Annotated in this window: 9 protein-coding genes and 1 tRNA gene; 6 read left to right on the top strand and 4 right to left on the bottom strand. The window is 63.7% G+C overall.

Going from position 1 to position 12,211, the window contains the following annotated elements; all coding sequences use genetic code 11:
* Nucleotides 1-34: 34 nt before the first annotated feature.
* Both A3E77_RS03750 and A3E77_RS03745 read right to left on the bottom strand, forming a co-directional pair.
* On the bottom strand, nucleotides 35-775 hold the full coding sequence (locus A3E77_RS03750) for a TlyA family RNA methyltransferase (RefSeq protein WP_293643505.1): 741 nt from the start codon (nucleotides 773-775) through the stop codon (nucleotides 35-37).
* Between the two features lie 31 nt (nucleotides 776-806).
* On the bottom strand, nucleotides 807-2,867 hold the full coding sequence (locus A3E77_RS03745; protein WP_293643504.1) for a protein-disulfide reductase DsbD family protein: 2,061 nt from the start codon (nucleotides 2,865-2,867) through the stop codon (nucleotides 807-809).
* A gap of 85 nt (nucleotides 2,868-2,952) precedes the next feature.
* Here A3E77_RS03745 and A3E77_RS03740 point away from each other — a divergent pair, with 85 nt between their 5' ends.
* Together A3E77_RS03740 and proC are read left to right on the top strand one after the other, a co-directional pair.
* On the top strand, nucleotides 2,953-4,644 hold the full coding sequence (locus tag A3E77_RS03740; protein ID WP_293643503.1) for an alkaline phosphatase family protein: 1,692 nt from the start codon (nucleotides 2,953-2,955) through the stop codon (nucleotides 4,642-4,644).
* Nucleotides 4,645-4,665: 21 nt separating this feature from the next.
* Nucleotides 4,666-5,496, top strand: coding sequence for a pyrroline-5-carboxylate reductase (proC, locus tag A3E77_RS03735; protein WP_293643502.1), 831 nt, complete (start codon nucleotides 4,666-4,668; stop codon nucleotides 5,494-5,496).
* 51 nt (nucleotides 5,497-5,547) lie between these two features.
* Here the strand turns inward: proC and A3E77_RS03730 are convergent, their stop codons facing one another.
* On the bottom strand, nucleotides 5,548-6,060 hold the full coding sequence (locus A3E77_RS03730) for a MarR family winged helix-turn-helix transcriptional regulator (protein ID WP_293643501.1): 513 nt from the start codon (nucleotides 6,058-6,060) through the stop codon (nucleotides 5,548-5,550).
* A gap of 77 nt (nucleotides 6,061-6,137) precedes the next feature.
* Between A3E77_RS03730 and A3E77_RS03725 the strand changes: the two genes are divergently transcribed.
* The 4 genes from A3E77_RS03725 to A3E77_RS03710 all read left to right on the top strand — a co-directional run bounded on the left by A3E77_RS03725 (nucleotide 6,138) and on the right by A3E77_RS03710 (nucleotide 11,126).
* Nucleotides 6,138-7,223: a branched-chain amino acid aminotransferase gene (locus tag A3E77_RS03725; RefSeq protein ID WP_293643500.1), complete on the top strand. Its 1,086-nt coding sequence runs from the start codon at nucleotides 6,138-6,140 to the stop codon at nucleotides 7,221-7,223.
* Nucleotides 7,224-7,279: 56 nt separating this feature from the next.
* A tRNA-Gln gene (locus tag A3E77_RS03720) sits at nucleotides 7,280-7,354 on the top strand.
* Nucleotides 7,355-7,467: 113 nt separating this feature from the next.
* Nucleotides 7,468-9,546: a site-specific integrase gene (locus tag A3E77_RS03715; protein WP_011540389.1), complete on the top strand. Its 2,079-nt coding sequence runs from the start codon at nucleotides 7,468-7,470 to the stop codon at nucleotides 9,544-9,546.
* Nucleotides 9,547-10,094: 548 nt separating this feature from the next.
* Entirely contained in the window at nucleotides 10,095-11,126 is a 1,032-nt protein-coding gene (locus A3E77_RS03710; RefSeq protein ID WP_414713075.1) for an SDR family NAD(P)-dependent oxidoreductase, read from the top strand.
* A gap of 286 nt (nucleotides 11,127-11,412) precedes the next feature.
* Here A3E77_RS03710 and A3E77_RS03705 read toward each other — a convergent pair whose 3' ends face one another.
* Entirely contained in the window at nucleotides 11,413-12,207 is a 795-nt protein-coding gene (locus tag A3E77_RS03705) for a DUF6671 family protein (protein ID WP_293643499.1), read from the bottom strand.
* Between the last annotated feature and the right edge of the window lie 4 nt (nucleotides 12,208-12,211).

The following is a 12,211-nucleotide window of genomic DNA, read 5'->3' as shown; positions in this document are numbered from 1 at the left end:
CGTTGCATCGGTGTCGCGATTGTGCGGCGCAGCGTCAAGCGACTCGCTTCACCGCGGCGATCAGAAATTCGATATTTCCTTCCGGGCCGGTGATCGGGCTTTCGACCAGATCGATCACGTCCCAACCCGCGCCGGTCAGCCAATCCTGGACTTCGGCGCAGACGCGCTGATGAACCGCGGTGTCGCGGACGACGCCTTTCTTGCCGACCTCGTGCCGCTCGGCCTCGAACTGCGGCTTGATCAGCGCGACGATGCGCGCGCCGGTTTTGGCGAACGACATCGGCACGGGAAGCACCTTTGACAGCGCGATAAAGCTCGCGTCGCACACGATCAGGTCGATCGGCTCGGGGATGTGCGCGGGGGTCAGGATGCGCGCGCTTGTCTGTTCGTGGACGATGACGCGCTCGTCCTGCCGCAGTTTCCACGCAAGTTGGTTGGTCCCCGAATCGACCGCATAGACACGCGTAACGCCGCGGCTCAGCAGCACGTCGGTGAACCCGCCCGTCGACGATCCGACGTCGATCGCGACCGCGCCGGTCACGTCCCAATCGAGAAGGGTCAGCGCATGGTCCAGCTTGATGCCGCCGCGCGACACCCATGGATGATCGCGGCCCTTGACGCTGATCTCGGCATCGGCCGCGACCTGCTGCCCCGCCTTGTCGATCTTGCGGTCGCCGACAAAGGCCAGTCCGGCCAGGATCAGCGCCTGCGCGCGGGTCCGGCTTTCCGCGAGGCCGCGGTCGACGAGCAATTGGTCGGCGCGCTGTTTTTTCATCACCTTTTTCTTGTCATTGCGAACTGAAAAATCATTGTGCGGCCAAATCCGTCAGCATCCCCGGCGTCAATATCTGCGGCAGGATTTCGGGCTTTACGGCGCCGGGCGCGTACCAAAGATAGAGCGGCACGCTGTTGCGGCCATGTTCGGCCAGCGTGCGCGTGATGACGGGATCGCCGTTCGTCCAGTCGCCGACGAGCGTGACGACGCCCGCCTTGTCAAACGCCTGTTGCACCGCCTCGCGGTTGATTGCACCTGCTTCGTTCGCCTTGCACGACAGGCACCAGTCGGCCGTGAAATAGACGAACACGGGTTTGCCGGTGGCGCGGGCCTTGGCGAGCGCGTCAGGCGAAAAGCTTGATCCCGTGCCCGTCGCCCGCTCGCTGTCGGCGACGTCGCTCACCGTGCCGACAAGGCTGCCCACGAACAGCAGGCCGGCGGCGATCAGCAGCCATGAACGGCGGTCGCCGCGCTGGATGGCGCCATAATGGGTGAACAGAACGATCGCCATAGCGACCGCGACCGCGGGCCACGCAAGTTGCGACCCGCTGCCGAGCTGGCGCCAGAGCAGCCAGCCCAGACCCAGCGCCGTCAGCCCCATCGGCAGCGCCATCCATTTGCGAAATTTTTCCATCCACGGCCCCGGCTTCGGCAATCGATTGCGCAGCGCCGGAATGAAGCCGATCGCGAGGAACGGCAGGGCAAGCCCCAGCCCGAGCCCGCCAAAGACCGGCAGAGCCGCCCAGGCGGGCAGCGCCAGCGTCGCCCCAAGCGCCGCGCCGAGCAACGGCCCGCTGCACGGCGTGGCGACAAAGGCCGCCAGCGCGCCGGTCCAGAAACCGCCCGCTGCGCCGCCCTTGTCGACCAGCGCCTGCCCGCCGCCGAAGGACGGCAGTTCATAGGCGCCGAGCAGGTTCAAGGTGATTGCCAGCGCCAGGATCAACAGCGCCAACACGCTCAGCGGGTGCTGCAACTGGAATGCCCAGCCGACCTGTTCGCCCGCGCCGCGCAACAGGAGCAGCGCGCCGCCGAGCAGCAGCGCGGTGGCAACGGCGCCGGCGGTATAGGCGATCGCCTCCACCTTCGCGCCGCGCGCATCGCCCCCCGAGCGGGCAAGACTGAGTGCCTTCAGGCTGAGGATCGGGAAGACGCAGGGCATCAGGTTGAGGATCAGCCCGCCGAGAATCGCACCGCCCAGTGCGGTCCAGAACAGGCCGGGGTCGATTCCGTCCGCCGATCCGGCGATCGCGTCGCCCGCTGCGGGCACGGCGCCGGGGGCGAGCTGCAACGAAAGCCCGCGCCCTGGCCCAAGCTTCAGCAGCGCCGAAACCGGCCCCTCTTTCTCTCCCTTCGCGCGCGCTTCGACGATGATGCGATCGCCATTGCGGCTGACGCGCTGCGGTGCGGCATAGTCGATGACGCCCTGCGTCTCGACGAACAGGTGCGGTGCGTCGATCGCGGTGCTCGCCGGCAGCGGGATCGCAAAGCGCACGGTGTCGCCGCGCCGCTGCCAGCTGCCTTGCCGGTCAAGCGGTTGCGGCAGCAACGCGCGCCAGCCGTCGAACCGTTCGCGGTCGGCCGCCGCGATCTTGCCATCGCCCGCCTTGAGCGCGACCGAAATGACAGCTTTTTCGGGGACGCACACCTTGTCGGTGCACGCGAGCCAGTTGGCGACGCCTGACAGCGTCAGGTCGGTGCCCGGCGCGATCGACGGGTCGATCCGGACATCGGCGAGCAGCGCATAGGGATGTTCATAGACATGGTTCATCATGCCAAAAAGAATCAGCGCGTCGGGCACCGGGTAACGGAAAGGCGCGACGGTGACACCGTCGGGCGCGTTCCATTCGACCGATAGGCCGAACCCCGCGTCGCCGCCGTTGACCCAATAGCCGTGCCAGGTCGGGGCGGGCGTCATCGTCAGCGCCAATGTCGTGACGTTCCCCGGCGCGGGCACCACCGATTCGGCCACCAGTTTCGGCCGGATATGCGTCGATTGCGCTGCGGCGGGACTGACGCCGATCACGGCGCACAGCAGCAGGGCCAGCGCCGCGTGCCATAGGCGTGTCACAAAAGCCTCACTCTGCAAATTCATGGCATGCCCGCAGCTGTTCACCGTTGGAAGGCTTGCCATATAGGCGGCTTTCGACGAGAGGACAGCCCGCGCTGACACCTACCGATTGGAGAAGTCGCCCGTGAAGCTGAAATATCTGTCCACCGCCCTTGCTGCCGTGCTTTGCGTCGCGGCCGCGGGAACCGGCCTTGCGCAGAATGCTGCGCCGCCGACGCCCAAGGTGACGTCCGCGACCCCGGCGCCAAAGCTGATCGTGATGGTTGCGGTCGACCAGTTTTCGGCCGATCTGTTCGCTGAATATCGCGGCAAATTCACAGGCGGTCTCGCTCGGCTGGCATCGGGCATCGTTTTTCCGTCGGGGTATCAGGCGCATGGCGCGACCGAAACCTGCCCCGGCCATTCGACGATCCTGACCGGCAGCCATCCCGGCCGCGCGGGCATCGTTGCCAATAATTATTTCGACCTGTCGGTCGCGCGCGAGGACAAGCGCATCTATTGCGCCGAAGACGAAAGCGTCGCTGGCACCGCGTCGGGCGGCGGCAAATATGCGCCGTCGGTGGCGCATCTGCTCGTCCCCACCCTCGGCGACCTGATGAAGGCACGCGATCCCAAGACACAGGTCGTGTCGGTTGCGGGCAAGGACCGCGCGGCGATCATGATGGGCGGGCGGCAAGCCGACGAGCTGATGTGGCTCGCCCCCACCGGCCTGACCAGCTATCGCGGCACCGCCCTGTCGCCGACCGCGACGCAGGCGGGCGCCGTGATCGCCGCGGCGATCGCCCAGCCGCGCCCGGCGATGGCGCTTCCGGCCGACTGCGCAAACCACGACATCGCGATCCCGGTGGGTGACAAGGGCGGCAGCGTCGGCACGGGCCGCATGGCGCGCGAGGGCGGCGACTTCCGCCGCTTCATGGCGTCGCCCGAAGCCGACGGCGCGGTCCTTGCGACCGCCGCGGCGCTGCGCCAGGCCCGCAAGATGGGCGAGGGCAGCGGCACCGACCTGCTGATCGTCGGTTTGTCGGCGACCGATTATGTCGGCCACGGCGCCGGCACCGAAGGCAGCGAAATGTGCCTCCAGATGATGGGGCTCGACCGCGAACTGGGCGATTTCTTTGCCCGGCTCGATGCGACGGGCATCGACTATGCCGTCGCGCTCACCGCCGATCATGGCGGGCATGACATGCCCGAACGCAATCGCCAGAACGCCTGGCCCGCCGCCGAGCGCGTCGATCCGGCGCTCGATCCCGATACGCTGGGCAAAGCGGTCGCCGAAAAGCTCGGCCTGCCGCAACCGCTGCTCTACGGTGACGGTCCGTTCGGCGACATGTATCTGGCGAAATCGCTGACCCCGGCGCAGCGCAAGGCGGCGCTTGCCGAAATTCTGGTGCGACTGCGCGCGCATCCGCAGATCGAAGCGGTGGTCACGGCAGACGAGCTGGCAGGTCGTGCGATGTCGAAGCAGGCCCCTGACACATGGGGCTTGCTCGACAAGCTGCGTGCGTCCTTCCACCCGGGCCGGTCGGGCGATTTCATCGTCGTGCTCACACCGCGCGTCACCCCCATTCCCGAATCGGGACTTGGCTATGTTGCGACGCACGGGTCGGTATGGGATTATGACCGCCGCGTGCCGATGCTGTTCTGGCGCAAGGGGCTGGCCGGGTTTGAACAGCCCAATGCGGTGATGACCGTCGATATCATGCCGACGCTGGCATCAGTGATCGGCCTGCCCGTCGATGCGGGCAAGATCGACGGCCGCTGTCTGGACCTGTTGTCGGGGCCCGAGAACAGCTGCCGTTAAAGAACAAGAAAAGAAGGACCTATGACCAAAGTTTTGCGGAATTTTTCCGGGCGGCTCCTGCTGGTCGGTTGCGGCAACATGGCCGGGGCGATGCTGGATCGCTGGTTGGCGGCGGGGCTTGACCCGGCGCTGATCGCGATCGTCGACCCCTTTGCGGCGCCGCGGGTCGGGATCGTCCAGCACGCGTCGCTGGACGAATGGCAAGCTGCGGGCGGGGCGGCCGACTGGATCATGCTCGGCATGAAACCGCAGCAGCTTGGCGACGTGGCCGAAGTGCTGGCGCCGCTTGCGACGGGGGATGTCCATCTGCTGTCGATCCTCGCGGGCGTATCGCTCGCCGATCTTGCCGAACGTTTCCCCGGCGCGGGCGCGCAGGTTCGCATCCTGCCCAACCTCGCCGCGCGCATCGGCGCCGGCGTGTCGGCCGTGGCAACGCTGGGCGATGCCGATGACCGGGCGATCCATGCGCTGCTCGACCCGCTCGGCCAGACGGTAACGCTCGCCGACGATTCGGCGATGGACCTTGTTACCGCCTTTACCGGAAGCGGGCCGGCCTTCGTGTTTCGCCTGATCGAATCCTATGCGGCGGCGGGCGAACGCCTCGGCCTGTCGCCCGAAGACGCGTTGCAGCTTGCCACCGCGACGTTCGGCGGCGCGGCCGCGCTGCTGGCCGACAGCGGCGAAAAGCCCGGCGCCCTGATCGCGCAGGTCGCGAGCAAGGGGGGCACGACGCAAGCGGGCCTAGACGTGCTCGACAGCGACGGCCAGCTTGCCGCGTTGCTCACCAATGTGCTCCGCGCGGCGCGCGACCGCGGGCGCGAACTGGCCGATATTGCACGGGGCGAGGGCTGACCTGAATCATAACCCGCTCGATGCGAACGGGGACTTGGATTGGCGAAAGGGCTAGCCCGCGTCTTTCCCGAGAGCGACGATTCGGCGGCGCTCGCGCGGCGGCACCAGCGCTTCGCTGACCTGCCAGAATCCGGTCACGGCCTGTTGCCCCGCGTGGGTATAGGCGCGGCTCATCGTGTCGCGCAGCGTGGTGAAGATGGCGGCCTCGGCCGCGCGGCCCGCATCGGTCAGCCGCAACTCCTTTTGGCGGCGGTCGCGATTTCCCGGGCGGGTCGTCAGATAATCGCGCGCCTCCAGGTCTTTGACCACGCGGCCGAGCGACTGCTTGGTGACGCCCAGCAGCGCGAGCAGGTCCGAAATCGTCAGTCCCGGTTGCCGCGCGATGAAATAGAGGGCGCGATAATGGGCCCGCCCCAATTCCTTCTCGGTCAGCCGCGCGTCGATCGCGCGCCATAAGGAGGCGTGGGCGAAAAACAAAAACTCGATGCCGCGGCGCACCTCGTCTTCGCGCAAGAAAAGGGCAGAGGCAGCGGGTACTTGTGAAAGAAAATTGTCATCCGGCATAGTTGCTACCGTTGCGCGCCGCGCCCGTCTTTGGCAAGAGGCGCGCTCCACAGGCCCGCAACAACAGGGATTTTTCGATGTCCGCTCCCGCCTTCACCCATCTTCCGCACCCCAATCTGATCGCGGACGATGTACGGGCGGCGGCGATCGCCGATCCGGCGTTCGGGCGCGTTTTCACCGATCATATGGTGTCGATCCGTTATACCGAAGGACAGGGCTGGCACGATGCGCAGGTGATGCCGCGCGGGCCGCTGACGCTCGATCCCGCGACCGCGGTGCTCCATTATGCCCAGGAAATCTTTGAAGGGCTGAAGGCCTATCGTCTCGACGACGGTTCGATGGCGCTGTTCCGGCCCGAAGCCAATGCCGCACGTTTTAATGCGAGCGCGCGCCGCATGGCGATGGCCGAACTGCCCGAGGAGCTGTTCATCGCCGCGGTCAAGGAAGCCGTCGCCGCCGACGCCCGCTGGTTCCCGCCGGTTGATGGCGGCGCGCTCTATCTGCGCCCCTTCATGTTCGCGAGCGAGGTATTCCTCGGCGTGAAGCCCGCCTCCGAATATCAGTTCCTCGTCATCACCTCGCCGGTCGGCAATTATTTCAAGTCGGGGGCTCCCGCGATCTCGCTCTGGGTGTCGGAGGATTATACCCGCGCCGCGCCCGGGGGCACTGGCGCTGCCAAATGTGGCGGCAACTATGCCTCCAGCCTCGTCGCGCAGCGCGAGGCGATTGCGAAGGGCCACGACCAGGTCGTCTTTCTCGACGCCGCAGAACGTCGCTGGATCGAGGAACTGGGCGGCATGAACATGTTTTTCGTGTTCGACGACGGCAGTATCGTCACGCCTTCGCTGACCGGCACGATCCTGCCCGGCATCACCCGCGACGCGATCATCACGCTGGCGCGCGATGCCGGGCTGAATGTGCGCGAGGAACCCTATGCGATCGACCAATGGCAGGCCGATGCGGAAAGCGGCCGCCTGACCGAAAGCTTTGCCTGCGGCACCGCCGCGGTCGTGACCCCGGTGGGCAAGGTGACGCGCGGCGACTCCAGCTTTACCATCGGCGCCGGCGGCCCGGGGCAGGTCACGACAAAGCTGAAGGACAAGCTCGTCGATATCCAGCGCGGCCGTGCCGAAGATCCCTATGGCTGGGTAACGCGGCTTTAAGGCCGCAACTTGCCATTCATGTCGCGCGCGCTATAGACGCGCTCGCAACCGGCCGTTGGGGCGTCGCCAAGCGGTAAGGCAGCGGCTTTTGATGCCGCCATGCGCAGGTTCGAATCCTGCCGCCCCAGCCAGCCGGTGCTGTGCCTCAGCCAAGGGACGGAAAACCCCAGGTTTCTCCCTTAACTGAGCAAGGCCGACCATCGCAGTGGCATCAATTGCTACCAGTGGGTGGAGCCAGTGCCTGATGCCAGCAATCGAAAATGTGAACCGTCGCGGGGCCACCTACTGGTGGCGTCGCCGGGTGCGCTTCGTTGGACGGCTTGAACGTCCTATAACCATCGTAACAACGGTCAGCCTTTTGACGAAGGACCAGTCGGTCGCGCGACGGCGCGCGGTCGCGATGACCAGCCGAAGCGAGGTTGTGCGAATGAGCTTATACGAACGGATCGAGCAGGAAGGACTGACCAGCGAGCAGGTGAACCATCTCTTTCGAGAGGAGATGGTGCGGTATCGCAACATGCTGGCGCATCAGTTGGCGGTGATCGAGAAGGACGGTGAGGGCAATGTCACCGCTCGCTTCCACCAGATGCTCTCGATCTATGCAGCGTTTAACGGCGATTTCATCGCAAATGGCTTCGACGACTATATGGGCATCGATTACATCGGGTCATTCGACAAGCGCTTTCCGTCGCTGGACGAAGAGGCCCGCGCCAATCTTTATGCGATGCTTTCCCAAGCCGGCGATGTTCCCGGCAATTTGCTGAATGAGGCAAAGGCATTGCTGGAGCGGCTCGGCATCGAGCCAGCGGCTGACCGAATCGAAATTGCCCGGCAGGTCATGTGTGGGGCACGGTTGACGGCCGCGGCAACCTACGACAGCCCCGAGGTTCGGGCGATCGAACACAGCTTGGCGCTGATGAACGCGCTCGGGCGAGCGCCTCTGCAGACTTCGATGCCTCCCCCGATCTCCGCCCCTGCGCCTCCAAACGCGTGGAACGCCAGCACCATTGTGCCTGCGTCAGCGTCGACACTCACCGATGTGCAGACCCATTATGCCACCCTTAGCCCGGTGCAGGCAGTAGAAAAATATATGGAGCTGAAACCAAAGGCGCGCGGACGGGAAGATGCGCCGGTCCTGGCCGAGGGTGCGAACCCCAAAAAGCGCAAGTCGCAGCCGAAGGTCTGGGGCGCCAGCCAGAAGCGCCAGTTCAAGGCCGCGCCCTTTCTGTTCGGCAAGTCAAATAATGGCAAGGCCATGGCAGCAACATGCCAGGAAGACCTGAACCAGTTTTACGACCTGTTGAACCGGTTACCGTCGTCGCATCATAAGTCGCCTCGACACGAAGCGATGTCGCTGGAGGAAATTTGCAGCGAGGCGCTCGATCGTCTTACTGAAGAAGAGGAGCGCGGCGAAGAAATCTCGTTCGCGATTGGCCTCGACGTAGGAACCATCAATCGTCATTTCGCCAACCTCAAGAGATTGTGTGCGTGGCTTGCGACGAAAACGCCAATGGCGCCTCTCGATTTTTCAGATTTTATCCTCGATGAGGACGACAGGGACGAGCGCGACGAGCGCGACCCCTATACGATTGCGCAGGGTGAAGAATTGTTTCGTCTCGGCATCTGGACCGGCGGTACGGGCGTCGATTTGCCTCAGCGTTTGTCCGTGACGCCGGGAGGCTCGATTTGGCACGACGCAGCCTATTGGGTCATGCCGCTGGTCTGGTATTCAGGTATGCGGCGCGAGGAAGCTTGTAAGCTTTTGGTCGATGATATCGGCGAAGAAGACGGTATCTTTTTTGTCAACATCAGGAAAACTTCTGCGGGCGGCGTCAAGAACGCGACCAGCGTTCGTAAGATTCCTGTTTGCGAAGAGCTGCGTCGCTTGGGCTTCATGCATTATGTCCAAGCCATGAAGGAAGCTGGCGAGCAGTACCTCTTTCCAGAAATCCAACCCGGTCGCACAGGGCGTGCGCTGGGAGATGTATTTTTCAAAAATATATGGCTTCACATTAAGCCACGTCTGAAACTCGTAAAGCCGGGACAGGCGGTTCACAGCGGTCGGCATATGGTCAGCACTGAATTGAAGATGTTGCAGACATTCGAAGAATTTCGGTCGGATCTTCTCGGTCAGAAGCATGGCGGCGAAAATGCCAACCGATACGCGAGCGCCACACGCCTCCAGATCCTGCTTGATGTCGTGAACCAGATACCCAAAGTGACCGCCCATCTGCAAGATACCGTAGAAATCCGGTTGCTACCCGTTTGCATGCGCGGCGCGCGGCCAACTCGCGAGAGCGCCGGGCGGCGCAAGCGCGGTTGACACCATGTCGGACTAAATATCGAATAGTCGCTGGGTGGCTAAGCCATCGTTTACGGCTGCTATGCGCCTGATTTAAGACGTAGCCGGCCACGTAATGGGAAGCCCGTTAGCGGACATTTGTTGACAGCGGCAAATCGCTGCTGCGGCCAAATCTGTCTCGCTCATGCTGGCGCGAAGGAGCTTAACCCTAAGGCCTGACCTTGCTCCCAGAAAGCAGGGGCGATCGAATACTCTCTAGCTATCTGAGATCTATGTTTGCGAGCCGCCAGTATGGAATCGGGCAGAGCTGGTAGAGGAACTCGCCGCCAGGCTAATATCAATATAGGAATAATCATGAACCGTCTTGTGGCAGGGCGAAGGCAAATATGAATGGGCTTCAAGAAAATATCGCTGCCTTGGCTGCGGAGCAACGATGCCGCTTGGGTCGCCTGTTCTTAGCGCGGTGCTTTCCGCGTCGATTTTCACTGGAGGGACGCTTGAATATTTCCTCGGTTCGCGGAGGCCGATGACAAAGGGGACGCCGTCGGAGGCCGAAATATGCGGCCCGTTTGCAAATCGATGCGCTCCTGCCGCGTCAGCGCGAGGTCATGAAGCTGAGGGCAAGCCGACAACCGAGCAAGCAGATCGCGTCCGCACTCTCGCTCTGCGAACGGAGGATAAAGATGCACCACGCGGCTGTGCTCAGCGCGGTCGGCATTGAGACCACGGCAAATGCAATCAGGATGTCGGCAAAGGCGAAGCTTCAAGCTGCCGAGCCCAGTCCGCGGTTTTCCCCTTTGGGCAGGTCGCGGGAAAGACGAATGCACGTTACGCGCGGTCTTCAAGCGCATCGTCGGCGAGCGCGGGAGGACTCTCTGGAAGGCAAGCGCGCCCTCGTCATCGGGAGCAGCGGCGGTATCGGCCGAGCCCTTGTTGATGCGCTTCGCTCTTCCGGAAAATACGGCCGCATATATGCTGCAAGCCGGAACCGGATCCCGGCCCATGACGATGTGATCACGCCGATAACGGTCGATATCCTTGATGAAAGCGCGCTTTCCGAAGCTTCTCGTGCGGTCGCACAGGATGGCGATCTTGATCTTCTGATCCTGGCAACGGGCCTTCTGCACGGCGAGGGCTCGATAAACCCCGAGAAGAGCTTTCGCCACATCGATGCTGCGGCAATGACCAGGGTGTTCGCGGTCAACAGCATCGGCCCTGCGCTGGTTGCCAAGCATTTCCTTCCCGTTCTTGCCGCAAAGCGCCGGGTGGCCGCAAGTTTCCTGTCGGCGAGAGTCGGCTCGATTGCGGACAACAGACTGGGGGGATGGCACAGCTATCGCGCATCGAAGGCGGCGCTCAATGCCCTTGTGCGATGCTTCGCTATCGAGCTTCGTCATCGCAACCCAGAGGCGATCGTGGCAGTGTTGCATCCTGGAACCGTCGATACGCCCCTTTCCGAGCCCTTTCAGGCGCGGATCCCCCCAACTTCGCTCTTCGCTGCTGAAAACAGCGCCGCCCACATGCTCGCCGTGATTAACCAGCTCATTCCGGCGGATAGCGGGGGGTTCTTTGGCTGGGATGGTCGACCAATCCCATTTTAAGCAGCCATTGAAGCCCAGACCATTCTGGTATGCTTAGCTGCTCGGTCATGGCGACGACTATGGATAGTCGACCGTCGGCGAGCTATCGGGGTACAATCTGTGGGCGCTCACCCGAGCGGAAAATCTTCACGCGATCCGCTGCGCGGGAGGGGGGCGTTAAGGATTCGGGCTATGATTTGACGCTGATTCGTATGACCAAATATTGATCGATAGGGCGTCGTACCGCGGAAGCGGGCCCGCGCTCGTGGCAGTCTTCGCCGTAGGCTGATCGCACGCAGATGGCGGTTCATGGGTTGCAGATGAGGCAGAGCCCGGGTTCGGCTCTTCGGTCGGCATCAAGACATCGTTCCGCCTGATGACCACAGTTTCCGCATTGACGAACCTCGATCCATGACTCGAAGGTCGGGTTTTCGCACCAGAGACAGGGTCGGCCATCTTTCGTCTGCGGCGTCCAGCCGGGATAATCGCAAGCCGGGCACCGCGTGGTAAGGGTGCTTAGCAGTTCCTGCACCGCGAGCGATATCGATGCCATCCGCTGCGGATTGCGATTTGCGCGCATATCGGCTTCCAGCCATACCGAGCCGCCGCATTCGATAGCGGCCTGAGCCTGCGAAATCAGAATGCTCCGATCCGACACCCCCTTGGCGATGATCGGGCCGTCGCGGCCTGCCATCAACACGATCGCATGGCTCGGAAAGCCGATTGCTTGGGCGAAGGCTTCGACCTCGTCGATCGTCGAGGCCTGCGCCTGGCGGAAATTGGTGTCGAGGCTGAGATATCGGCCCACGATCATCGCGCCGGACTGCCTCTCGAGGAGCCCAACCAGTTCGAAGCCGGACGGGATGAAGGGGAAGGCGGGATGCGGTCCGAACGCCCCCTCGCTCGCTACCGCATAATCGGCTCCCGGCGCGGCGGCGAGTCCGGCACGAGCTTTCGCATCCAAGGCCGCCCGTTGGCTCCCCGCGCGTCGGATGTCGCGCGTGAAGGTGCCGAAGCGATCGGTGTCGATCGCCGGGCAGGGCAGAAACGCGAGACCCAGCGGCGCAAGGGCAGGAATGATGACGCGCTCCTTGCCGTGCATCGTC

The organism is Sphingopyxis sp. RIFCSPHIGHO2_12_FULL_65_19 (genome assembly GCF_001830555.1).
Lineage (GTDB): Bacteria > Pseudomonadota > Alphaproteobacteria > Sphingomonadales > Sphingomonadaceae > Sphingopyxis.
This window is presented reverse-complemented; position numbering and strand designations above follow the sequence as displayed.